At 37.2% G+C, this 24,835-nt stretch carries 22 protein-coding genes, 2 tRNA genes and 1 other annotated feature; of the genes, 18 read left to right on the top strand and 6 right to left on the bottom strand.

Annotated features, from left to right (window positions below):
• Window positions 1–48 precede the first annotated feature (48 nt).
• On the top strand, window positions 49–1,518 hold the full coding sequence (locus AC6UDB_RS03800) for an MDR family MFS transporter (protein ID WP_500709183.1): 1,470 nt from the start codon (window positions 49–51) through the stop codon (window positions 1,516–1,518).
• A 2-nt stretch (window positions 1,519–1,520) separates the two neighbouring features.
• Here the strand turns inward: AC6UDB_RS03800 and mnmM are convergent, their stop codons facing one another.
• Window positions 1,521–2,090, bottom strand: coding sequence for a tRNA 5-(aminomethyl)-2-thiouridylate-methyltransferase MnmM (gene mnmM / locus AC6UDB_RS03795; protein ID WP_500699547.1), 570 nt, complete (start codon window positions 2,088–2,090; stop codon window positions 1,521–1,523).
• 87 nt (window positions 2,091–2,177) lie between these two features.
• Window positions 2,178–2,371: a binding site (T-box leader), on the top strand.
• 62 nt (window positions 2,372–2,433) lie between these two features.
• Between mnmM and leuS the strand changes: the two genes are divergently transcribed.
• Both leuS and AC6UDB_RS03785 read left to right on the top strand, forming a co-directional pair.
• Window positions 2,434–4,851 carry a leucine--tRNA ligase gene (gene leuS / locus AC6UDB_RS03790; RefSeq protein ID WP_500709182.1) on the top strand — a complete coding sequence of 806 codons (2,418 nt, stop codon included), beginning with the start codon at window positions 2,434–2,436 and terminating at the stop codon, window positions 4,849–4,851.
• Window positions 4,852–4,923: 72 nt separating this feature from the next.
• A complete protein-coding gene (locus tag AC6UDB_RS03785) occupies window positions 4,924–6,606 on the top strand; it encodes a putative polysaccharide biosynthesis protein (RefSeq protein WP_500709181.1) in 1,683 nt (560 codons plus the stop codon).
• Window positions 6,607–6,649: 43 nt separating this feature from the next.
• Here AC6UDB_RS03785 and AC6UDB_RS03780 read toward each other — a convergent pair whose 3' ends face one another.
• Window positions 6,650–7,474, bottom strand: a complete 825-nt coding sequence (locus tag AC6UDB_RS03780) for an NAD(P)H-hydrate dehydratase (protein ID WP_500699545.1) — start codon at window positions 7,472–7,474, stop codon at window positions 6,650–6,652.
• 110 nt (window positions 7,475–7,584) lie between these two features.
• On the opposite strand from AC6UDB_RS03780, the gene pepV reads away from it, so the two are divergent.
• Window positions 7,585–8,988, top strand: a complete 1,404-nt coding sequence (gene pepV, locus AC6UDB_RS03775) for a dipeptidase PepV (RefSeq protein ID WP_500696766.1) — start codon at window positions 7,585–7,587, stop codon at window positions 8,986–8,988.
• Between the two features lie 37 nt (window positions 8,989–9,025).
• Here pepV and AC6UDB_RS03770 read toward each other — a convergent pair whose 3' ends face one another.
• A complete protein-coding gene (locus AC6UDB_RS03770) occupies window positions 9,026–9,658 on the bottom strand; it encodes a deoxynucleoside kinase (protein ID WP_500709180.1) in 633 nt (210 codons plus the stop codon).
• Window positions 9,659–9,815: 157 nt separating this feature from the next.
• On the opposite strand from AC6UDB_RS03770, the gene AC6UDB_RS03765 reads away from it, so the two are divergent.
• The 3 genes from AC6UDB_RS03765 to AC6UDB_RS03755 are packed head-to-tail and all read left to right on the top strand — an operon-like array spanning window position 9,816 to window position 11,647.
• On the top strand, window positions 9,816–10,502 hold the full coding sequence (locus AC6UDB_RS03765) for a CPBP family glutamic-type intramembrane protease (protein WP_500709179.1): 687 nt from the start codon (window positions 9,816–9,818) through the stop codon (window positions 10,500–10,502).
• Window positions 10,503–10,516: 14 nt separating this feature from the next.
• Entirely contained in the window at window positions 10,517–11,143 is a 627-nt protein-coding gene (locus AC6UDB_RS03760) for a hypothetical protein (protein ID WP_500709178.1), read from the top strand.
• Window positions 11,144–11,146: 3 nt separating this feature from the next.
• Complete coding sequence (locus AC6UDB_RS03755) at window positions 11,147–11,647, top strand: phosphatidylglycerophosphatase A family protein (RefSeq protein WP_500709177.1); 501 nt, start codon at window positions 11,147–11,149, stop codon at window positions 11,645–11,647.
• Between the two features lie 32 nt (window positions 11,648–11,679).
• On the opposite strand, the gene AC6UDB_RS03750 is transcribed toward AC6UDB_RS03755, so the two are convergent.
• Window positions 11,680–11,907, bottom strand: coding sequence for an SH3 domain-containing protein (locus tag AC6UDB_RS03750; RefSeq protein ID WP_500693633.1), 228 nt, complete (start codon window positions 11,905–11,907; stop codon window positions 11,680–11,682).
• A gap of 588 nt (window positions 11,908–12,495) precedes the next feature.
• Here AC6UDB_RS03750 and AC6UDB_RS03745 point away from each other — a divergent pair.
• The 3 genes from AC6UDB_RS03745 (at window position 12,496) to AC6UDB_RS03735 (ending at window position 15,251) form a co-directional block, all read left to right on the top strand.
• On the top strand, window positions 12,496–12,732 hold the full coding sequence (locus AC6UDB_RS03745) for a hypothetical protein (RefSeq protein ID WP_500693634.1): 237 nt from the start codon (window positions 12,496–12,498) through the stop codon (window positions 12,730–12,732).
• A gap of 297 nt (window positions 12,733–13,029) precedes the next feature.
• Window positions 13,030–14,301 (top strand): BspA family leucine-rich repeat surface protein, encoded by a 1,272-nt coding sequence (locus AC6UDB_RS03740; RefSeq protein ID WP_500709176.1) that lies wholly within the window; start codon window positions 13,030–13,032, stop codon window positions 14,299–14,301.
• Between the two features lie 104 nt (window positions 14,302–14,405).
• The gene (locus AC6UDB_RS03735; protein ID WP_500699540.1) at window positions 14,406–15,251 is read left to right on the top strand and encodes a glycosyltransferase family 8 protein; all 846 of its coding nucleotides are present in this window, start codon (window positions 14,406–14,408) and stop codon (window positions 15,249–15,251) included.
• A 111-nt stretch (window positions 15,252–15,362) separates the two neighbouring features.
• Here the strand turns inward: AC6UDB_RS03735 and AC6UDB_RS03730 are convergent.
• A tRNA-Leu gene (locus AC6UDB_RS03730) sits at window positions 15,363–15,446 on the bottom strand.
• Between the two features lie 131 nt (window positions 15,447–15,577).
• On the opposite strand from AC6UDB_RS03730, the gene AC6UDB_RS03725 reads away from it, so the two are divergent.
• From AC6UDB_RS03725 to AC6UDB_RS03710, 4 genes are all read left to right on the top strand, one after another.
• Entirely contained in the window at window positions 15,578–16,036 is a 459-nt protein-coding gene (locus tag AC6UDB_RS03725) for a MarR family winged helix-turn-helix transcriptional regulator (protein WP_500693637.1), read from the top strand.
• Between the two features lie 210 nt (window positions 16,037–16,246).
• Window positions 16,247–17,794 carry a UDP-N-acetylmuramoyl-L-alanyl-D-glutamate--2,6-diaminopimelate ligase gene (locus AC6UDB_RS03720; protein WP_500699539.1) on the top strand — a complete coding sequence of 516 codons (1,548 nt, stop codon included), beginning with the start codon at window positions 16,247–16,249 and terminating at the stop codon, window positions 17,792–17,794.
• Window positions 17,784–19,040 (top strand): carboxylate--amine ligase, encoded by a 1,257-nt coding sequence (locus tag AC6UDB_RS03715; RefSeq protein ID WP_500699538.1) that lies wholly within the window; start codon window positions 17,784–17,786, stop codon window positions 19,038–19,040. Before AC6UDB_RS03720 ends, AC6UDB_RS03715 begins: the two co-directional genes overlap by 11 nt.
• Window positions 19,041–19,044: 4 nt before the next feature.
• A complete protein-coding gene (locus tag AC6UDB_RS03710) occupies window positions 19,045–19,770 on the top strand; it encodes an aspartate/glutamate racemase family protein (protein ID WP_500709175.1) in 726 nt (241 codons plus the stop codon).
• Window positions 19,771–19,792: 22 nt separating this feature from the next.
• Here the strand turns inward: AC6UDB_RS03710 and AC6UDB_RS03705 are convergent, their stop codons facing one another.
• Window positions 19,793–20,128: a DUF1516 family protein gene (locus tag AC6UDB_RS03705; protein WP_500693640.1), complete on the bottom strand. Its 336-nt coding sequence runs from the start codon at window positions 20,126–20,128 to the stop codon at window positions 19,793–19,795.
• Window positions 20,129–20,219: 91 nt separating this feature from the next.
• On the opposite strand from AC6UDB_RS03705, the gene AC6UDB_RS03700 reads away from it, so the two are divergent.
• The 4 genes from AC6UDB_RS03700 to AC6UDB_RS03685 all read left to right on the top strand — a co-directional run bounded on the left by AC6UDB_RS03700 (window position 20,220) and on the right by AC6UDB_RS03685 (window position 24,818).
• Window positions 20,220–20,290 (top strand) — tRNA-Gly (locus tag AC6UDB_RS03700).
• Between the two features lie 220 nt (window positions 20,291–20,510).
• On the top strand, window positions 20,511–22,202 hold the full coding sequence (argS, locus tag AC6UDB_RS03695; RefSeq protein WP_500709174.1) for an arginine--tRNA ligase: 1,692 nt from the start codon (window positions 20,511–20,513) through the stop codon (window positions 22,200–22,202).
• A gap of 100 nt (window positions 22,203–22,302) precedes the next feature.
• The gene (locus AC6UDB_RS03690; RefSeq protein ID WP_500709173.1) at window positions 22,303–24,417 is read left to right on the top strand and encodes a transglycosylase domain-containing protein; all 2,115 of its coding nucleotides are present in this window, start codon (window positions 22,303–22,305) and stop codon (window positions 24,415–24,417) included.
• 53 nt (window positions 24,418–24,470) lie between these two features.
• The gene (locus AC6UDB_RS03685; protein WP_500693643.1) at window positions 24,471–24,818 is read left to right on the top strand and encodes a YlbF family regulator; all 348 of its coding nucleotides are present in this window, start codon (window positions 24,471–24,473) and stop codon (window positions 24,816–24,818) included.
• Window positions 24,819–24,835: the final 17 nt, after the last annotated feature.

Genomic DNA, 24,835 nt, shown 5'->3' with positions numbered 1-24,835 from the left:
ACCTTCAATGGTCGTTTTTTATTGTATCAAATAGAAAGATGATGAAATATGAAGGGTAAAACAAACGTTAAAGTTGTGACAATTGCATTATTTGTTGCCACATTTATGAGCGCAGTTGAGGGAACCATTGTTTCGACGGCAATGCCCACGATTGTCGGTGATCTTCATGGGGTGTCGTTGATGAACTGGGTTTTCTCAATTTTTCTTTTGACAAATTCAATTGCCACCCCAATTTATGGGAAGTTAGCCGATCAATTAGGTCGTAAATCGGTTTTTATATTTGGTCTGGTGGTCTTTGTTATTGGTTCCATGTTGTCAGGAATGTCCAATAGTATGGGAACATTGATTTTATGGCGAGCAGTTCAAGGAGTCGGTGCAGGAGTAATTATGCCAGTATCCTTTACCATTATTGCTGACATGTATTCTTTTGAAAAACGAGCTCAAGTGGTTGGTTTGAATGGATCAGCGTGGGGAATTGCCTCAGTGGTTGCACCATTACTAGGCGGATTTTTGGTTGACAACCTTTCTTGGCATTGGGTTTTCTTCATTAATGTTCCGATTGGGATACTGACGATTATTTTGATTGCGTTATTTTTACACGAACCAAAACGCAAGATTGAAAGTAAGATGGATCTACCTGGCGTCGTCTTAATTGCGGTTCTTTTGTTTTCGGTTATGTACATGTTCCAAGTCTTAAGTGAAGCTCCAATCAATTGGATAATGGTGATTGGATGTTTAGTGGTCGCAATTATCAGTGGATTTTTGTTCTATCGGCAGGAGAAAAAAGCAACTGATCCACTAATTCCAATTCAGATGTTTAAAAGTCGGACATTTGTCACCCAGAATTTAATTGCGGCTCTGATTAGTGGTTTTATTTTTGGATATGAGGTTTATTTACCCGATTGGACTCAGGGAATTTTGGGATTAAAAGCCACAATGGCGGGCTTTGCGATCACACCCAGTTCCGTTCTATGGCTGGTTGGCTCTTTTATTTCGGGAAAAATGATTCTGAAGTATCGGCCACAACAGATTATGAACTTTAGTTTGGCATTTGTTTTGCTAGGAGCAATTTGTATGGTCCTGCTTCCGATTACTACGCCATTTTGGGTTTTCTTTGTTCTTTCAGCCGTTTTAGGAACTGGCTTTGGAATTACCATTACTACTTCCACCGTTACGGTTCAAAACGAGGTTTCACCAGAACACGTTGGGGTGGCTTCTTCGTTTAATACCCTGAGTCGGACCCTTGGTCAAACAATTATGATTTCCATCTTTGGAATTGTGATGAACACTTCGATGGCAAAAGGGGTTAGTGAACATCCAGGGACTAACTTAAAAATGATGAATACACTGATTAATCCCCAGACGGCGGTTAATTTATCCAAGCAGGTTTTGCCCGTGCTGCATGAGATTCTTTACAGTGCCATTCATCATATCTTTATTTTGGCTTTATTATTAGTAATTTTATCGTATGTGGTGAACTGGTTCGACCATAAGAATATGCAAAAGAAAACGAACTAACATTACTTAGTTCGTTTTTGAATTGCTACTAGGATTGGCGGATCATTGATTTGATTGATAAATTGGTATTTTAAAACGTGGTAACTGTGTTGATCGAGGCTACTAGCAAATTTTAAAACCTGCTCCTTTTCTTCTTTGCCGCCAGCGTGACCATAGTACAGTACTAAAATGATGATTCCGTTAGGAGTTAAACATTTAAGAATATCACTGACGGCTTTAATGGTGGTTTTGGGTTTTGTTATGATTTTTTTGTCACCAGTGGGAAGGTATCCTAAGTTGAAAATTGCGGCCGCAATTGGACTGTTCTGAACGTATTTCTTAACGTTTTCATGTCCATCAAGAATAACTTGACATTGTTTTTGCTCACCGTATTTCGTTAAGCGTTGTTTGGTGGCTAAAACGGCATTCGGTTGAATATCAAAGCTAAAAACATGGCCGTTTTTACCAACGAGTTGAGCTAAATAAAGGGTATCGTGGCCTAGTCCGGCCGTTCCATCGATTACGGTTTCACCTGGTTTAACAATTTGTTTTAGTAGAGTATGGCTAAAATTTAATGCTGATTGTAGTTTCATTTGAAACACCTCACTAATTATTATATCAGTTGTTTGTGATTAACTTGTTTTTTTGGATAAAATTTGGTAGAGTTTATTTAATCATATAATATATCATGTAGGTGAAGTATTAGATTGTTTTATTTTTCAGAAACCAAGTGGGTGATGCAAACTTGGAAATAGAATGATTGAACTTATCATCGAAGTTTTAGCCGAATTAAAAGCTAAACGTTTTTCCGCGTTATGGAATCAAGGGTCTCTTATGAGAAATTTAGGTGGTACCGCGGAACCTCGTCCTATAGAATTGTTTTTCTATAGGCTTTTTTTATGGTGATTTTTAATGAACTAATAAGGAGTGAATTTGATGGCTTACGATCATTCAAAAATTGAAAAGAAATGGCAAAAGTATTGGGATGATCACCAAACTTTTAAAACCAGTGATAAACAAGAGAAAGATAAATATTACGTGCTAGACATGTTTCCTTATCCATCAGGTCAGGGGCTTCATGTCGGTCATCCAGAAGGTTACACTGCCACTGATATCATGGCGCGCTTTAAGCGAATGCAGGGTAAAAATGTCCTTCATCCAATTGGATGGGATGCCTTTGGGCTGCCGGCAGAACAATATGCGTTAAAGACCGGTCACAACCCACGTGATTTTACGAAGAAAAACATTGACAATTTTAGACGTCAGATTAAATCGCTTGGATTTTCCTATGATTGGGATCGTGAAGTCAATACTTCGGATCCTAATTACTATAAATGGACTCAATGGATTTTTGAACAGCTGTACAAAATGGGATTAGCCTATGAAGATGAGATTGAGGTTAATTGGGCCCCTGATTTCATGGGTGGAACCGTTGTTTCAAACGAAGAGGTTGTTAATGGAAAAACTGAACGTGGTGGTTATGACGTTTACAGAAAACCTATGAAACAGTGGGTTTTGAAAATCACTGCCTACGCTGACCGTTTGTTAGATGATCTTGACGATTTAGACTGGCCTGAAAGCATTAAACAAATGCAACGAAATTGGATTGGCCGTTCCGTTGGGGCTAGTATCTCATTTGATGTAAATGAAGAAGATGAAAAGATCGAAGTCTTTACTACTCGTCCTGATACTATTTATGGGGTGTCTTACCTGGTGCTTTCACCAGAAAGTCCGATTGTAGATAAAATTATGACACCAGAACAAAAGGCCGATGTAGAAAACTACCGGGCTAAAATTGCCTCTAAATCAGATCTTGAAAGAACTGATTTAAACAAAGATAAATCGGGAGTATTTACTGGAGCTTACGCAATTAATCCTGTGAACCAAAAGAGAATTCCAATTTGGATTGGTGATTACGTTCTGCCAAGTTACGGAACCGGTGCAGTCATGGCCGTCCCTGCTCATGACCAACGGGATTTTGATTTTGCTAAGAAGTTCGATTTGCCCATCATTCCAGTGATTGAGGGTGGTGATGTTGATGATGCACCTTACACGGGCGATGGGGTTCACATTAATTCCGGTTTTCTTGATGGATTGAATAAAAAACAAGCTATCGATAAAATTATCGAATGGTTAAAGGATCATCATGCTGGTAATAAAAAGGTTAATTATCGATTACGTGATTGGATTTTTAGTCGCCAACGTTACTGGGGTGAGCCCATTCCAGTAATTCACTGGGATGATGGCACAACTTCCTTAGTTCCAGAAGACCAGTTACCATTACGGCTTCCTAAAGCGGCTGACATTCAACCGTCTGGAACCGGAGAGAGTCCGTTAGCCAATCTTACTGACTGGGTGAACGTGACAGATAAGAACGGTCGTCATGGTAAGCGTGAGACTAATACGATGCCACAGTGGGCCGGCAGTTCATGGTACTACTTGAGATACGTTGATCCTCATAATGATAAAATGATTGCTGATCCAGAAAAATTGAAGTACTGGCTTCCAATTGATTTGTACGTCGGTGGTGCTGAACACGCTGTTCTTCATTTGTTGTATGCGCGGTTTTGGCATAAGGTGCTCTATGATTTAGGGGTGGTTCCAACAAAAGAACCGTTCCAAAAATTAGTTAACCAAGGTATGATTCTTGGTACTAATCATGAAAAAATGTCAAAGTCCAAGGGAAATGTAGTTAATCCCGATGACATTGTTAAACAGTACGGTGCTGATACGTTGCGACTGTATGAGATGTTTATGGGACCACTTTCTGAATCTAAACCGTGGAATACCGATGGAATTGTTGGTGCCAACCGCTGGATTAAACGAGTTTGGCGCTTGTACATGAATGATGATGACACGGTAAGTGATGTGATCGTTGATGATAATGACGGAAAGCTTGATAAGATTTATAACCAAACCGTTAAAAAGGTGACTGATGACTTTGAAAATATGCGTTTTAACGTTGCCATTTCTCAAATGATGGTTTTCATCAATGATGCATATAAAGCACAAAGGTTACCTAAAAAGTACGCGGAAGGCTTCATTAAACTTCTTTCACCAATTACGCCACATGTTGCCGAAGAATTATGGCAAAAGTTGGGTCATGATCATTCCATTGAACTTGCCAAATGGCCAGAAGCTGACGAAAGTAAATTAAAAGAAGACCAAGTTGAGCTGGTGGTTCAGGTTAATGGAAAAGTGAGAGGTCACATTAAAGTTGGCGTGGATGCTGGGAAGGACGAGTCTGAAAAAGTTGCTTTAAATGATGAAAATGTTAAATCATTCCTTGATGGAAAGACTGTTAGAAAGGTAATCGTCGTTCCAAAGAAAATTGTTAATATTGTTGCAAATTAAGCTTGAATAAATTTGAAATTATTTTCGAAATGGTTAGAATTTATATTTGTAACGTGAAAGTAGGGGAAATTTGTGAACAACGATTTCGAACAAGATGAATTAGAAAAAGAAGAAATTGAAGATAGTGAAAGATCACAAGGTAAGATGGTTAAAGGATCAGCCTGGATGACCATTGGAAGCATCCTCTCACGAATTCTTGGTGCCATTTACATCATTCCTTGGCGATTGATTTTTGGAGCGTCATTGTTTCCGCTTGCCAACACGTTGTATACCATGGGTTACAACATTTATAGTGAGTTTTTGACAATTGCCATTGCGGGGATTCCGTCGGCGGTTGCAAAAGAAGTGGCCCATTATAATGCGTTAAATGAGTATGGGGTAAGTGCGCGACTTTATAAGAAGGGAATTACCCTTTCGGTTATTACCGGAGTCGTTTGTGCACTTTTAATCTATTTTTTTGCTCCAATCTTAGCTGGTAGTGGGGGTAAAAATGCGGTTCCGGTGATTCGTTCGTTAGCATGGGCCGTCCTAATTATTCCTGCGATGAGTTTAACTCGTGGATATTTTCAAGGCTTCCAACAGATGGCTCCGTCAGCAATGTCACAATTTGTTGAGCAACTCGCGCGTGTCATTTACATGTTGGCTTCAGCCTTCTTCATTATGATCGTGATCCACGGAAGTTGGGTAACCGCCGTTACCCAGTCAACTTTTGCCGCCTTCATCGGTGCTATTTTTGGTTTTTTAGCACTAGGATGGTATTACTGGCGACGACGTGATCATTTTCAGGGGCTTATTGCTTCAAGTGATAACGCTATTAACGTTAAGACTAACGATCTTTATAAAGAAATTATTAGTCAAGCGGTTCCGTTTATTATTCTTGGTTCTGGCATTACCATTTTTCAATTAATTGACCAATATTCCTTTTTTAGTATTATGCGTTGGGCAACTAATTATACTAATACTAATTTACAGTATATTTATGCTATTTTTGCGGCTAATGCGAATAAATTGATTATGATTGTGGTTTCGTTAGCTTCCGCCTTGGCAATTACCGTAGTTCCGTTGCTTTCTGAAGCCCGAACCAAAGGTGATATTCATTCAATTAGTAAGCAACTTAGTAATGCGTTAATATTATTTGAATTCGTCATGCTTCCTGCAGCTTTAGGGATGGCAGCTATTGCTGGTCCGATCAACCGAACCTTTTATGGAACTGCCAATATGGATTTAGGAGCGGACATTTTAACGTTTTCTGCTATCATTTCAATTAGTCTAGGCTTGTTTACGGTGGTTACCGCATTAATGCAAGGAATCTCTGAAAATAGACGAGCAGTTAAATACTTTGTGGTTGGAATTGTAATTAAGTTAGTTGCGCAAGTTCCTTTAGTTTACTTCTTTGGAGCTTTTGGAGCCTTAATGGCAACCGCAGTTGGATTTACAGTTGCTAACTATCTGATTGTGCATTCCTTAAGACATGAGTTTGGATTGGAAATGAGTAGTATTAAATCTAATTCTGTTAAAATTTTAGTGTTTGCTTTGATCACATACTTTGTGGCCTTAATTGTAGTTTATGGAGCTAACTTCTTGTTTGGGATGGTAGTTAATTATAATAGTTCACTAATCAGTTTGTTTGTTTCGATTTTGGCTACGTTAGCTGGTGGATTTGTGTACCTATTCTTGGTACTTAAAAGTCGGGTAGCTGATAAGGTCTTAGGAAATAAGATGCAAAGTGTAAGGAAGTTTTTACACATTCGATAAAAAAAGAAGATCCAGTCAGGATCTTCTTTTTTATCAGTTAAATTCATGCTTCGTGTTCATGCATGAAGCATGGAAGCCGTTGTGAGATTTGATGAGGGAGAACTACATATTGAGTGGCTGCTAGTTCATCGGCAATTGCACTGTGGGAATAAACGGCTGCTAAAACAGCATCAACCTCGTCGTCAAATTGGGCAACGAATCCACCGATAATTCCAGCAAGAGTATCACCCATCCCTCCAGTTGCTTGAGCAGGCGTCCCAGTCGTGTTTTGGTATACTTCATCTGGGGTATACACCTGAGTACGATCAGATTTAAGAACGACAATCCCACCAATTTTGTCGCGGGCTTCTCTGTTACGTGCCTCAGTTTGATCGGCCATTTTAATTCCGGATAAACGTTGCCACTCCATTTGATGTGGAGTAAAAATTAATTTGGCTTGTGGTAATTTTAACCCACGTTCAGCGATCATCGTGATGGCTGAACCATCAATTAAGAGGATTTGATCAGGAGTGACATTATCAAATACGGTTTCCATAATTTCACAACTATGATCATCGGTCCCAAGCCCAGAGCCAATGGTAATAACTTTCATAGCTTTAATGAGTTGAACCATTTGATCAGTGTCGTTATAGTCTGCAAACATTGCTTCGGGTAGCCAAGAGTGGAGCGCACTTTGATTCGTTGGATCCGTGATAGTAGTTGTGAGTCCAACGCCAGAGTAAACTGCTCCAAGCGAACTCATTATGATTGCACCACCAAAGTTTTCGTTTCCACCAACTAAAGCGATTTTACCATAAGTTCCTTTAAAACTATTTTTGGGTCGAATGCGGATGGTTTTAGTTAGAATTGATTTATCAATTTTCTTCATTTTGTTCACCTCGAATGCATTATATCATGCGTTGGTTGAATGTTGTCCAAATGAGTTGTTACTTTCTTGATTATGTTAGAATAAGGAATAACTAAGTAGGAGGGTATAACATGGCAATTGACTGGAAAGATAAAGCACAAAATTACAAAGATGATTACTTAAATGACTTAAAAAAATTGATTTCAATTGATAGTTCGAGGGACTTGGAGCACGCAACGGACGAATACCCATTGGGCCCAGGTCCAGCTCATGCATTACAACAGTTTCTCTCTTTTGGTGATCGTGATGGGTTCACCACGAAAAACATTGATAACGTAGTGGGATACATTGAGTATGGTTCAGGCGATGAAACCATGGCAATTTTGTCACACGCTGATGAGATGCCTGGTGGCGCAGGGTGGGATTCTAATCCATTCGAACTAAAGCTTGAGGGTGACAATGCAATTGGTCGGGGAGTTTCTGATGACAAAGGACCAGGACTTGCGGCCTATTATGGATTAAGAATGCTTAAAGATGCAGGGATTCAGCCGAAGGTCAAAATTCGCTTGATAATTGGAACGGACGAAGAGTGTGACTGGACTGGAATGAAACGCTATTTTGAGGTTGAACCAGATCCTTCATTTGGATTTTCGCCAGACGCCGAATTTCCCTTGATCAATGGGGAAAAGGGTAATGTGACGCTTGAAACGCATTTTGCTTCCAATAAAAGTGATGGTGAGAACACCCTGATGCATTTTAATGCCGGATTGCGTGAAAATATGGTACCACGTGATGCAGAAGCTGACGTTGTTGCTGCGGATGTCTCCAAAATGGCCGATGAATTTGAAAAATATTTAGATAGGGTTCCCGTAACTGGAAGCTATGAAATCGAAGGGAACAATATTAAAATCAGTGTAGTCGGGAAAGCAGCCCATGGAATGGAACCTAAGAACGGTATCAATGCTGGAACCTATTTAGCTGACTTTTTGGTTGATTATAGTTTTGATACTAGTGGTGCTAATATCCTGAACTTCATCGACGAAAAACTGCATGATGATTCTCGTGCTCATAAATTGGGGCTTAATTTTACTGATGATGTGATGGGAGAACTAACCATGAACGTCGGTCTAATGAATTTTGATCATGAAAATGGTGGGATGGTCAACACTAACTTTAGGTATCCCAAGGGGATTACGACTGATAAAATTTTAGCTAAAGTTCAAGATGCCGCTGATCGGTTTAACGGGTCAACCAAACAAATTTCGCAAATGGTGCCCCACTTTGTTGATGCAGACGATCCCATTGTAAAAACCTTAATGGGTGTTTATCGCGATCAAACTGATCAGGATGACGCTCAACCAGAAGTTGTTGGTGGTGGTACGTATGCGCGAATGATGAAACGTGGGGTTGCCTTTGGAGCACTTTTCCCAGGAACAGAGGACACGATGCACCAAGCTAACGAATACACACCTGTTAATGATTTGATTTTGGCAATGTCGATTTACGGTCAGTCAATTTATGAATTGTCTAAGTAGAGATAAAAAAACTTTGAACATCGTGTTCAAAGTTTTTTTATCGGATCGTTTTTAATTTTTTATCAATTTTTGCCAATACCTTAGAAACGTTTTGGGGATCTTCTAGATCGTACTTTTGAAGATTAATTTTCATCTTAGGACTGACGTTGTATTCGTCATACCATTTTTGGTAAGCTTTCCACATTTTGTAATAATATTCTTCCAGTCCTGGATCGTTGTCCCATTGTTCATAATCACGACCACGCTTTTGGATTCGGTATAAGATGGTGTCGAAATCGCTGTAGGCATAGACTAAAAGGTCGGGACTTGTTTTTGGAAGCTCTTTAAGTTCATCCATCATATTTTCAAGTAGTTTTAAATAAACTTCTAATTCAACGTCAGAAATATTTCCCTCAGCATTATTTTCTTTGGTGAAAAGCGCGTCTTCGTAAATAGATCGATCCAACACGTTGTTGTCTTGTTTTAACGCCTTTTTAATCATCGAAAAGCGTTTATTTAAAAAGTATATTTGGAGTAAGAAGCCATACTGTTTTGGATCTTTATAATAAAGTGGCAAAACAGGATTGTCTCCCACTGGCTCGTAGAAGGGCTCTGTTCCATAATGTGCGGCAATTTTTCCCGTTAAGGTTGTCTTACCGACACCAATCATTCCAGCTGTAATAATCACCATGCTTAGCTCCTCTTTTAGTTTAATAACGTCTTTTAGTATATCATTTCGAATCAGTTAGGTTAACGATAGATTTGAACACTAATTTTCCTTCTTTGTTTCAGACCTTATTATTATGGTATTCTATGTTAGTGGAAAAATTTGGAGATGAATTGGATTAATGAAGTGGGAAATGAGTTTAATTAAATTTTTGAAAAGAGCCGTTGTATTTATTGGACTAATTTTTTTGATTTTTGCGGTTCAAGTACCAGTTCAAATGATTGGAATTCACGATTATCATGGATTCAAGGCTTTTCTTTATGGATCCTCTTACATTGTTATTTTTCTTGTCGTAATTAGTTTAGCGCTATGGGCTTATCGAAGTGTGTACAGGCAACGAAGTCATCGGCTTACTGGTCACGATTTAAAGATTATTTTATTGTCAATCTTTAGCTTTTTTGTTATTGAGATTGTGCTTCAAGTTTTAAATAAATTGATTTTTAACCAACTGGGAACAAAGAATAATAATGCCATTTTAAGTCTTTTTCAAAGTAACATGACGGTGTTGGTCTTGATGAGCTTTTCGGCGATTTTTTTATCCCCAGTGTTAGAGGAATTGGTGTTTAGAGGATTTTTTATTAATGCCTTTTTTAATCAAAATGCGTTTTGGCTGCCAATTGTTTTTAGTGGGTTACTTTTTTCTTGTGGTCATATGAGTTCTAACGTGATTAGTTTTATGATTTATGCTATTTTGGGAATGATTTTAGCGTATGTATACAAGAAAACGGGGAAAATTGAAGTTTCGATTGGGGTCCACTTTTTAAATAACCTAATTGCAACCGGATTTATGCTAATGGCAGTCTTATAGTGGTGGAGTGAAAAATGGACGTAGTTGAATTTAATTATTTTAATCAATTAAAGAATCAATTAATGGCGGCTGATGAAGAGTTGGAGCAGCTTAAAAAGCAGTATTTACACTGGATCATGAATCTTGATCAACTCAAAAATGATTATGACGTGAACACAATTGATGAATTAGCTAGTGTTTTAAACGATGGGGATGACGATCAAAAGTCAGCGGATTTAAAAAATGCCCTACTCAATAATGATAAGGATTATTTGTTGAATGGGATGAAAGAGTTGAATAATACTGACTTTCAGAAGTGTAACGTAATTAATCAACGAATTCATAATTTAACTCAAAAATTACGTGAAGTTGAAATATTTTATAAGAATGTCGTTATTCCGATAGTTAACGAGATGAAGAAGAGTAAAATAATAGATGTTATTGGCGTTTCAAGTTCTAGAAATAGTAGTGACGTGGTTTTAAACTTTAGATTTTTATCAAGTTTTGCCGAATTCCAAAGAGATTTTCATAAAGAGATGTATGTTGATGCTATTATAAAGGGTCATCTTAAGGATAAAAGCGTGATAACAATGATGATTACTCAAGATAATTATCCAAACGAATATGATATGACCCTGATGAAAGATATGGAGGAAGATTAACTAATGGTAGATCGAGGAGACTATAAATATCCTGACACTCAGGCGTATAATTTTGTGCTTAAGCGACTGAATGAACATGGAGTAACGATTAAAGATATTGCACAGATTGCAATTGACTTACAGAAAAAATATTCAAATGTTCCTGATTTAGACTATGTTTGTGGAATTGTTAATGATATTTTGCATAAAAGAGAAGTATTGAACAATGCGATGGTAGGGCTTGAACTAGATCGTTTAGCACAAGCTGGCGAGTTAGAAGAGCCACTTGAAAGCATTGTCTCCCATGATTTGGGGGTGTTTGGCGTTGATGAAACGTTGGCACTTGGAATTGCTTCAATCTATGGGACGATTGGGGTTACTAATTATGGTGAAATTGACACTAATAAAAATGGAATTGTAAAAGAACTCGATACAAACGGTCAAATTGTCAATACTTTTATTGATGATATTGTTGGAGCTATTGCTGGCGCTACTGCCGCTAAAATTGCACATGATAATGCTTAAAAAAAGGTCCTCACTTTTGTGAGGACCTTTTTTTAGTTTGACTTCTTTACTGCTTTGATGCATTTTGAATTAAACCTGAATTCATCATGAATACTGGTTGATTCACCAACGTCATGTCTCACGACTTTTAACCAATCGTCTTGGTTATCACCTAAGCCAGTTGGGTTAACAAATGTAACTTCGACTAAATCGCCAACTTCATAAGGAAGATTTTTATCGTATTCAACTAAATTATAAGTTTCATAAGCTTTTGTTTTCATATTATTTCCTCCATTGGTTAATTATATCAAATTATGTTTTAATCGCTAAAATTATGCAGTAAATTTTTGTCAATAAAGCGACTGATTGGTTATATTATATAATAATAATTATTATATTATGAGACAAAAGTGAATTAATAATTAGGGTAAATACTGATGTCAAGGTATTATAATTATGTTTTGTGAAATTTAAGACTCTATTGTCGTTGTTTTTAATAAAGTTTATAATCTAAATTGTGAAGTAAGCAGTAAGAGATTCATAATGAAATATTGAATGTTGAGATTAAAAATAACTAGATAATTTTGTGAACGCTAATGTAGGAAATAGTGTTCACGTGGTGTTAGAAAGTGTGAGAAGCTTTTAACACCGTAATTAATACTGTCATAAATGATAAGTTGGTGGAAGATAAGTGTTATTGAGTACGTGAAAAATCATTTAATGATAGCCTATGTCTTGTTATAAGATTTGAAATTAAAACAACTATGCGAATTTATTCGTATTTCAATATGATGAATACTCTGAAATACCATTTAGGTCATGCTACTTCGTAGTATGACCTTTTTTGATGGGAAAGGAGGTGAGTCATAATGAAGGAGTTTAAACTAGTAGTTCCAAGTACAGATCGAAGCGTTCGGCTTAGTGGTAGAACTATTTACTATTACAGTATTGGAAATAAAAACAATTACTCCGTTGTTTTTCCATATGATGCCGAATATTTGAACTTACCGAACGGGAAAATGGTTTTTCGCTCGATTACAGACGATTATTTTGGCAAGGCCACAGATGGTAGTTCTTATCACGCTACTATTCGTCTAAACGACTAGTTATTGTAGAACCAGAAGCTAATACTTCTGGTTCTTACATAGACTCCAATGATTTTTATTGGCATGGTGATAGTTTAATCAATGTTTTTATGGATAGATTATAACTATATAAATCCAATGATATAGATTTATAGAAACTAAAAGAGGGAATAATAACGCACATTATTATTCTCTTTTTACATAATTAATGTAATTATTATGGTATTTTTTTCACATGATAAAGCATAAATGTTGACATGACGGCATTTATGGCCTACTTTAGAAGTGTAAGGAAATATAAGAGAGTGAGATGATCTAATGAAAAAGGTAACTAAGGGAGCATTAATCGCAGGTGTGACCGTTGGTTTATTCTTTGGCTTGCAGATGAATAGTTCAGCAAATCACACTGAAACTACATATGCAGCAGCAACGGATACTAAGGAAATGACCTCACAAGCTAGACCTAGGATTTCTAAATTAAGATATGATAGTGGTACGTGGGGACAGGTCAACTGGAACTATAATGAGATCAATCGGACTTTAACGTTGAGCGGTAAAGATAAAACCTTGGGAACCTATGCATATTCACAACTTGGAGATTTACGTCAGGCTTTAAATGATGCGCAAGTTATTAATATCCAAGATAAGATGTATGCCCCATCAAATTCTGATTATCTTTTTTCTCAATCGGCAGATGATGACCCACTCCACCAGGGCAATCAAGGTTTAAAAAACCTGCAAACTATTAATGGTCTCGATAAATTGGATACATCAAAAGTATCTGGTATGGATTATATGTTTAATGGTGATACAGCACTAAAAAGTGTTGATGTCACTCACTTTGACACCTCAAATGTTAATCGTATGAGACTGATGTTTGGTGCCGATATTCTTCTTAAAGACATCGACGTCAGTCATTTTGACACTTCTAAAGTTATTGATATGAGTTCAATGTTTGTTTATGACTATGCTGTTAAAAACATTGCCGGTTTAACGAGTTTTAAAATTAATCCTAATAATCGTAGTTTGAGTAATATGTTTCAGGATGACCATCAGTTACAAAGCCTAGATTTAACTAGCTTCGATACTCAGGCAGCTTCTAAGGGTAAATATAATGGATTGTCCGCTTTCATGAAGGGTGATAATAATCTTCACCAAATTAAGTTAGGTGATAAGACAATCTTAAAGGCTCCTGATGCACCTGGTGCAGGTCCAATTATTCCAGAACCGGTAGTGGGTACCCAGTTTGTATTTGACGGAAAAGATTACACTGTTAAATCACCCAATTGGATGAACATTGATAATAACAATCAATTGCAGAATAATTTAAGTCTTGCAGATGGACAATCACATCCCGGTAATTGGATTTGGGCAACCAACTACAATGTCCCTTCGATTTCCATAACTGAACAAGTTAATTTTGTAAATAAAAAGGAGCAGTACGTGAATGCAACTTCAGTTACTGGTATCCCAGGTGAAAAGCAAACTTTAATTGCTCCAACTGGATATCGATTTGAGAATAATAACGCTACCATTACCATTGGAAGTAAAAATGCGACGGTAAACGTTGTTGTTGTTCGAAATAGATAGGTCATAAAGTGGTCCACTTTTATAAATATCGCTACGAAAATTAGTGATACTTATTTTTACAAGTGGCCAAATAGTTTCAAATATTTTTGAAGGGGATAATGTGTATGATTACAATTGCATCTACTACTGATAACAATATGGCGATACCGCTGGCAGTCAACTATTCGTCAATATTGAACCATAATAAGAATTCAATTTTCACGTTTTACGTTGTTAATGATCATTTAAGTTCCAACAGTGCTGATTTGTTAAAGGCCCTGGAAAAAGTCTACGACAACTGTAAGGCAATTAACTTTTTGCAACCCAACACCGCTGCATATAAGGATGCTAATGTAAAATCTCCGGATAGTGCAATTAAGGAAAACACTTACTATCGAATTGAGATTCCTGAAGAAGTTCATGAACCTAAAATCCTTTATTTGGATGCTGACATGGTATGTGTGGGTGATATTTCGAATCTTTTTAATACCGATCTTGATGGCAATATTGTCGGTGCCGTTGAGGATTCTGGCTACGTTGATCGGTTAAAAAGGATGCATATTAGTGATGAGCCGGGTCAATATTTTAACGCTGGTCTATTGCTGATTGATACGAAAGCTTGGAATGATAATGATACTTCTGAAAAGGTTAGAAAGTTAGCAATTGATAAACCTGATATGCTGAAGTATCAAGACCAAGATGCTCTAAACGCCATTTTTAATGGACACTGGAAAAAACTTGACCCTAAGTATAATTTGCAAAGTCATCTAGTTAAGGGTGAGAGTGGATTAAATCCTATCCCAGAGCGTCGAGCAGCTGAGGCAAATGCACTTAAGCACCCTGTGATTATTCATTACACTAATTTTGATAAGCCATGGATCGTTAAAAATAACCATCTTCATCCATTACGCAATTATTATTACCAAGCTAAGAACCAATTAATTTACGATCTAGGCGATTATATTAGATAAAAAGTAGTGAGAGAGTGGACAATTGTCCACTCTTTTTGTTTACATAATTTAATTACTATTAATGAAAAAAGACGATATCAATAAGCTTGATAACGTCTTGTTAGTAACGAATGCCCGAGATGAGATTCGAACTCATACTCAGTAAACTGAACAGCGACCTGAACGCTGCGCGTCTGCCAATTCCGCCACTCGGGCAATTACTACCTTTCAATCATACAATAAAAATGTCGTAAAATAAACACTCAATTTTGTGGTATCCTTGTATTTATTATTTAATTGTGTAAAATATAAGATAGTACAAGAGTGTTTAGAAAGAAGAGATTATAATGGTTGAACCACGTAAGATTGAAAGCCAGTTGTGTTTTGGAATCTATAATACAAGTAAAAAGTTTAGTCGGTACTACCAAATCGTTTTATCTCCATTTAATTTAACTTATCCACAATACATTACCATGTTGGTGTTATGGGAACATGCCCCAATGACCGTTCGTGAGCTTGGATCTTACTTAGACTTAGATAGTGGGACTTTAACTCCGTTGTTGAAACGGCTTGAAAAGCAGGGATGGGTGACAAGAACACGTAGTCATAAAGATGAACGAGTTGTCATCGTTGACACTACAGAATACGCTAAGGAACGTCGTGATAAAGTATATGAACACGTTAATCAATGTTTTTCTGTTTTGGATATGAGCCAGGATGATATTGAAAAATGTTTGAAGATGGTGAATGCAGTTGGTGACCGATTGGATAATGTTAGTGAGCAAAAATTAAAAGATGTTAAGTAGTAAAAAGACATTCTGTGTGAACTGGAATTAATTTAGTTTACGCAGAATGTTTTTTATTATATTAATTTATGTTTTCATTATTGGTTTTGAGTTAGTCATTATCTCTTTCTTTTGGTAGAATTGTCTAGGAGTAAATTAAAAACAAAATTAAAGTCCGAATGATTTATTTGGATTTCCATTACAAAAATTAGCGGAATGGAGCTGAATTTTTTGTCACTAAGCATTCAAGAAATTAAAAATATTCTTCGTGAACATGACTTATTAAAATCAGTTAATCAGACTAATGATAATGATTTTAACTATGTTAGTTATGATTCACGAGACATAAAACCGAAAACCTTATTCTTTGGAAAGGGAAACTTTAAGCCTGAATTTGTTACGTTAGCAAAAAAGGCTGGAGCAACTGGAATCGTGTGTGAAGATCATTTATCTGAAAGTAACGGAATGAATGAGATTTTGGTTACTAACATTCAAAAAGCAATGTCTTTGATCTCTGCTGCATTTTTCAATTATCCACAAGACGATTTGTTCATCATTGCCTTTACGGGTACTAAGGGGAAAACGACCTCTTCATATTTCACTCGGGATGCAATTAGGAAGGCGAGTGGGAATAAAACCGCCTTATTTTCAACTATCAATACCGTGGTTGGTAATGAACCAAATCAAACATTTAAGTCACATCTAACTACTCCAGAATCACTAGATATTTTTAAGAATATGAGATCCGCTGTCGATAATGGGATGAAATATCTCATTATGGAAGTTTCGTCTCAGGCATACTTAAAAAATCGGGTTTTTGGATTAAAGTATAACGTAGGTAATTTTTTAAATATTTCTCCCGATCACATTGGGGAAAACGAGCATCCGACTTTTGCAAACTATTTGCACTGTAAAGAACAACTCTTGGTTAATTCAAATAAGTGCATTTTGAATGCCGATTCAGACCACCTGATTGATATTTATTATGCTGCCAAAACCACAACTGATCCCCAAAATATTTATTTGTTTGGTAAAAAGGGGACGACTCCACAACTTGAAATCGACCTTGATTTCACGTACGAGCCAGTTTCAGATAGCTTGACTGATAACGATATTCAATTAAGTTCCATTTCTGGTAAAGCTAAAAAGTTAGGCTTAGACGGAAATTATCGCATTGGTATTCCAGGTGATTACAATGAATCCAATGCAACCGCTTCGATCATATCGGCTGGACTTGCTGGCTTTAAACGTGGTGATATGTTAGATGGTTTGGCAGGAGCAAAAATTCCTGGAAGAATGGAAATCTTTAAGTCTAAAAACCATGGGAACGTTCATGTGGATTATGCTCATAATTATGCTAGTATGAATGCATTACTAGGATTTTTAAAACGACAAGACCCTAGTGGAAAAGTTATTGTAGTGGTTGGAAGCCCGGGCAATAAGGGAATTGACCGTCGAGAGGGATTTGGCAAGGCGTTGACTCAAAATGCCGATGTAGCGTTTTTAACTACTGACGACCCCGCTTATGAAGATCCCATGAAGATTGCAAAGGAAATTGATAGTCATATCGATCATGATAAGGTTGACGTTCATTTCGAAATGGATCGTGAAAAAGCCATTAAAAAGGCCATTAATTTTGGTAAACGTGGAGATATTATTGTAGTAGCGGGTAAAGGACGCGATCCTTATCAAAAGATTAATGGTGTTGATACACCTTATCCAACCGATTCGGTTATCGTGGAAGATTACTTGGAGGGTTTAAATGGTAATGATAAATGAGAAAGTTCCAGATTTCACTCCGATCTTACTTGGAAGTGACTTTAATGTGTACGGGATGGCGCGTTCTTTCTACGAGTTGTATGGTAAGCGTGTCAAGGCTTATGCCCAGGAACGATTAGCCCCCACAAGATTTACCAAAATTGTGGATCTGACGTTTATTCCCGGCTTTAGTGAGGATCCCGTATGGTTTGAAGAGATGAAAAAGTTAAAAAAGAAGTATGCCAACCACAAAGAACCGGTCATTTTAATTGGATGTGGGGATGGTTATGCTGAGTTAATTTCTAAACATAAGAAAGATTTAGAAGATGTCTTTGTCTGTCCATACGTTGATTATTCGTTAATAAAACAACTTAATAGTAAAGAAAATTTTTATAAAATGTGTGATAAGTATGGAATGCCATATCCCGGCACCAAGATTATTTCCAAAAGCAATTTTGAAGATAACGACTTCGATCAACCATTTGATTATCCAATTGCACTTAAACCCACCAATAGTGTGGAATGGTTGGATATCCGTTTTAAGGGAAGAAAGAAAGCTTTTACTATTAAAAGCGATGCCGAGTATCGTGACATTGTTTCAAAAATTTATAATAATGGTTATACTTCCGACTTGATCGTCCAAGATTTCATCCCAGGTGATGACAGCAACATGCGCGTCTTAAATGCTTATGTTGACAAGAATCATCACGTGAAGATGATGTGTTTAGGCCATCCACTTTTGGAAGATCCGGCACCGTCTGCAATTGGTAACTACGTCACGATTATTCCTGACTTTGATCAACGGATTTATGATCAGATTCAACAGTTTTTAGAGTCGATTGAATTTACTGGGTATGCTAATTTTGACATGAAGTATGATGTTAGAGACGATACGTACAAGTTGTTTGAAATCAATTTGAGACAGGGACGCAGCAGTTTCTTTGTCACCCTAAATGGATATAACCTTGCTCAATGGGTGGTTCGTGATTACGTTCAAGATGACCTAGCGGACCAAAAGACAGTGTATGCCAATCAAGATCCTAAGAAATATTATTTATGGTTAGGGGTGCCCAATCGTGTTTTTCGTAAGTATGCCAAAGATAATGAAGATAAAAAGAAGGCAGAAGAGCTGATCAAAAAAGGTCAGTGGGGAACGACTTTTTGGTATAAAAAAGATGAAAACTTCATGCGTTGGCTACTTATGAAATGGATGGACCATAATTACGCAAAAAACTTCAAAAAATATTTTCATATGAATAAGGAATAAGATAATGAAAAAGTTTTTCACAATTATTGGTGGGATGGGGACCCAAGCGACTGAGAGTTATGTTCATTTACTAAATCAACGGACCCCAGCTCACTGTGATCAAGATTATTTAAATTATATATTAGTTAATCATGCGACGGTTCCGGACAGGACGGATTATATTACTGACCCAGAAAATAATCCGAGCCCACTAGTTCCACTTGAAGAAGATATTAAACAACAGAGCAAACTGGGACCAGAATTTTTTGCGTTACCATGTAATACTGCCCATTATTTTTATGATCAGTTACAGAGTATGACGGATGTTCCAATTTTGCATATGCCTAGGCTAGCGGTAGCTGCAATTGCTAAGAAGTTTCCACACGCTAAAAGAGTGGGGCTAATTGCCACTAAGGGAACTCTAAAGGACAAGGTATATGATAAAGAAATTACTAAAGCTGGATATAAAGTTGTGCACCCGACCGCTGAAATTGCGGACGAGACGATGGATTTAATTTATAAAGGTGTTAAGGAGCACGATTATGTCGATCCAAAATTATACCATCATATTTTAAATCAAATGGTTAATGAATTGGATAGCGATGTAGTGATTTTAGGTTGTACTGAGATTTCGGTAGCAGAAGAGCGAGCTGGTAATCATGACTACCCTGTGATTGATGCGCAAGCGGAGCTAGTTGATGAATCAATTCGGTTAGCTGAAAAAATGCAAAAAAATAAATCATCCAAGTGATTGGATGATTTTTTAGTAGTAGTTATTGAATGAAAAACAAAAGCCCAATTGAGATTAAAATCGAAATCAGTGTCAATAAAATTACGTAGGGTTTTAAATTACCTTGGATTTTTCTCTGGTAACAAATATCAATGAAAGAAATCGCGACGATTGTCATTATAAAACTTAAAGAGACCAAATAACGATGCTCGTTAAAGTGATTCAGGGTAAAAACCACTTCACTAATCAACAAAAGAATGTAAAACGCGCGCGTATAGACGACACCCTTAATAATCTTTTTGTCTTGTTTCCGCGTGATTCCGATTGTTAGTGAGATTAATAAAAGAATCCATAGTAAAGTAATTATGTAGATTAACATGATGTTTAGCCTCCACTTGAATTTTATCATACGGCTCTGTAGAAGTCTTGATGACAAGGGGTATAATTCATGATATAATTATACACGTATTGCGGGTGTAGTTTAGTGGTAAAATTTAAGCTTCCCAAGCTTACGTCGCGGGTTCGATTCCCGTCACCCGCTTTGGGAAGCTACCAACGATGAGAGTGTAGTACTAATTATAATTTCAAAGCAAATCTAAGTTGATGTGAGTTAGATAAATTGTGATTGGGAAGGCGTCCTTTCTAGGTATACAAATTTAATAATGAGTGGGTATTTCCAAATAGAGTGGTACCGCGGGTAATCTCGTCTCTTGCATTGATTTAATTAATGTAAGAGGCTTTTTATTTATGAGGAGGATATTATGGATTACAGACAACAAGTTGCAGACGTAGTTGCTGATGCAACTAACAACCAAATTTCAACGAGTGATATTTACGGAAAAATTGAGAAACCGAAAACTTCAGATAACGGGGACTTAGCATTTCCAACTTTTATTCTAGCTAAGGAGTTACATAAAGCTCCTCAACAGATCGCAAAGGATATCGTCAATAATGTTGATGGAAGTCAGTTTGATAAAGTCGTTGCCGTTGGTCCTTACGTTAACTTCTTCTTGGATAAAGGAAAAGTTAGTAAGCAAGTCATGTCAGAGGTTTTGACGGATAAAGAGCACTATGGTGATAATTACGATGGCAAGGATCAGACCGTGACCATTGATATGTCTTCTCCAAATATTGCTAAGCCAATGTCAATGGGACACCTTCGTTCCACTGTGATTGGAAATTCAATTTCCGAAATTTTAAGAAAAAATGGATATAAAACAATTAAAGATAATCATTTAGGTGATTGGGGAACCCAATTTGGTAAGTTAATTACGGCTTACTTAAAGTGGGGAAATGAAGAGGACGTAAAGCGTCATCCAATTCATTACTTAGTTCAGTATTACGTTAAATTTCATAAGGAAGATCAGAAAAATCCTGAACTAGACGAAGAAGCACGCGAATGGTTTAAAAAACTCGAAGATGGTGATCCCGAAGCTACCAAACTATGGAAGTGGTTTAGAGATGTCTCGTTAGAGGCTTTTAATAATACCTATAAAAAACTGGGCGTTAAATTTGATACCTATAATGGTGAGTCATTTTACAATGACAAAATGGATGAAGTGGTTGACATCCTAAAAAAAGATGGATTGCTTCAGGAATCTCAAGGAGCTCAAGTGGTCGATTTAAGTAACGCTAACCTAAATCCAGCACTTATCTTAAAGAGCGATGGGGCTTCTCTTTACATTACTAGAGACATTGCAACGGCGTTATACCGTGAACGGACGTATCATCCGGTCATGAATCTCTACGTGGTAGGATCCGAACAAACTAATTATTTCCATCAACTAAAAGCTGTCTTAAAAAAGATGGGCATAAAGAATGCGGACGGTGTTCATCATATCCCGTTTGGCTTAATTACGGTTAATGGAAAAAAGCTTTCAACTAGACGTGGGAATATTATCTTATTAAACAAGGTTTTAGATGATTCAATTACCATGGCAAAACAACAAATTGCTGTGAAGAATCCTGATTTACCAAATAAAGATGAAGTGGCTACACAAGTTGGGGTTGGTGCAATTATCTTTGGTGATCTTAAGAGTGAGCGAATCAATAGCATTGATTTCGTACTTAAAGACCAATTAAAATTTGAAGGTGAGACTGGCCCATACGTTCAGTATGCCCATGCTCGTGCTGAGAGTATTTTGCGGAAGTCTGGTAAAAAAGAATTTGATGAATCAGCAAATGAATTGACTGATGCAGGTGCTTTTGAAGTCATTAAGTTACTTCAGGCCTTTCCAGAAGTTGTAAAACAAGCTCGAAATGAATTTGAGCCTTCCGATATTGCTAAGTATTCGCTAAGACTAGCTAAGTCATTCAACAAATATTATGCTCATTCTAAGATTTTAGCGGACGATGATGAGCAAGACGCCCGTCTCGACCTTGTCAAAAGTGTTGCGATTGTATTAAAAGAGTCGTTAAGATTGTTGGGAATTAAAGCACCCGATCAAATGTAGAATAAAGTGGATGTCAATTGACATCCACTTTATCTTTTAAAATCCATTAATGTCCATGTGTTACAATAGCATTTAATGATAAAAGGAGATTTGGACTTTTATGGATAACAACAGCAAAAGTAAGTCAATATTTAAAAGAATTTGGGGTTACTTCAGAAAATTCTGGCGTAGATTTCAAATTACGAGATGGATTATTGTAGTTGTTTTATTCGTTATCTTGGTTTTAAGTAGTTATTTGACGATTGTGGCAAAGACTTCGCACGTTCGTGATCTTCAGTCTAATTTATCAAAATCGACTGTGATTTATGATTCACATCACCAAGAAGCTGGCAAATTGTACGCACAAAAGGGTACTTACGTTCAGATGAATAAGATTTCAAAAAATATTCCTAATGCGATTCTTTTGACGGAAGATCGTAATTTCTATAAGGAACATGGCTATTCGGTTAGTGGTTACGGGAGAGCCATTTTACTTGCAATTAAGAATAGGGTACTTGGTCGTGACTACATTAGTGGTGGAGGAAGTACAATTTCGCAGCAGTTAGCCAAGAACACTTTTCTTTCCCAGCAACAAACTTTAACCAGAAAACTTAAAGAATTATTCATTTCAATTGAGATTGAGAACGTTTATTCAAAGAACCAAATTTTGACGATGTATATGAACAACGCTTACTTTGGTAACGGCGTGTATGGGGTCGAAGATGCCTCGAAGCGATACTTTGGGCAGTCTGCGGAAGATTTACCGGTCCAGGATGCAGCTGTGTTAGCAGGGATGCTATCGAATCCTAGTAATAATCCGATTGATCATCCGGAGGCGGCACGTCAGAGGAGAAATGTGGTTCTTGATTTAATGGCAAAGAACCATAAGATCACTAATTCAGAGGCAAAAAAATACCAAGCCATGCCGTTGAACACTAAAAATTCCTATCGTTCTACTAATGGGTATAAATATCCCTATTATTTTGATGCTGTTATTAATGAGGCTATCTCAAAATATGGATTAACTGAATCTGACATCATGAATCACGGGTATAAAATTTATACGAATCTAAATCAGCAACAGCAGCAAAGCTTTCAGACTGATTTTAAAAATCCTAATTTGTTTCCTAATGATGCTTCGGATGGGACCAAGGTCCAAGCTGCATCAGTTGCTTTGAATCCAAAAAATGGTGGGGTTCAAGCGGTTGTTGGTGGACGTGGTAAGACGGTTTTCCGTGGTTATAATCGTGCGACCGATATTAAACGTCAGCCTGGTTCGACTATGAAACCACTTGCGGTCTATACGCCAGCTCTTGAAAACGGGTATTATTATGATTCTGAACTTGAAAACCAGAAGAAATCGTATGGATCAAACCACTATACTCCGCATAATTACAATGATGTTTATACAGGAAAAGTTCCGATGTACCAAGCTCTGGCACAGAGTATGAACGCGCCCGCAGTTTGGTTATTAAATAAGATCGGAGTAAACAAGGGATACGATTCGGTTAAAAAGTTCAACTTACCGGTCACGGATAAGGATAAGAATCTAGCATTGGCCCTTGGGGGCTTGTCCAACGGAGTTTCCCCACAACAAATGGCTGGTGCCTATACTGCTTTTGCTAATAAAGGGAAAATTTCACAGCCGTTCTATATTACTAAGATCGTTGATTCGACAGGGAAGACGGTCGTTGATAATGAACATCCAAGTTCAAAACAAATCATGTCTCCTTCAACGGCACGACAGATGACAAGTATGATGCTTGGTGTCTTTGATAATGGAACTGGTGTTGATGCTAAACCGAGCGGGTATCAAGTTGCCGGAAAAACTGGAAGTACTGAGGCTGATAATACTCCAGATTCCGATGCTACCAAAGATAAATGGATCATCGGATACACTCCTAACGTTGTGGTAGCAACTTGGGAAGGCTTTGATAGTACCAACTCTACGCATCATTTAGAGAATTTGACTGGGACCGACGTTGGTCCGTTGTACAAGACACAAATGCAACAAATTCTTCCGTACACCAAGGGAACCCAATTTGGTGTCCAAGACGCACAAACGGTGGCACGTGATGGTGATGAAGATAATGATACGCAGAATTCTAAACTATTTAAGGGTATTACTAATGATACTGGTAAAGTCGTTAAGGGAATCGTTAAAGAAGGTGCCAGTGGAATTAAAAAGGGTGCCTCAGAAGTTATTAGCGGTGCGAAAGCTTTACTAGGCCGATAGCTTCACGTATGTTAAAATATACACTGTAACAATATTTAAGGAGGGAAATAATTATGGCAGAAAATGATGTAATGAAAGACGCACAAACTTTACAGGATGCACTAGTAAAGACTGATGAATTTAAAGAACTCCAAGCCACATACGATGAGTTAAAGAAGGACAAAGATGCTTTTAAGACATTTAAGGACTTTCAAACTAATCAAAATGAATTAAGACAAAAGCAAATGGCTGGTCAACAAATTTCGCAAGATGATATGAAAAAAGCTCAAGATCTTGCCAATAAAATGAACAGTCTTGATATCATCAAAAAATTGATGGGTAAAGAAAAAGCAATGGGCAAAGTCATTGATGATGCTAATATGTTAATTACTAAGCCTTTACGTGATATGTATGAAGCTTAATTGATCGTTAATCGGAG

It is taken from the genome of Fructilactobacillus sp. X3R2C1, assembly GCF_059901235.1.
Note: the sequence above shows the minus strand (reverse complement) of the source record. Positions and strands in the feature narration are given on the sequence as shown.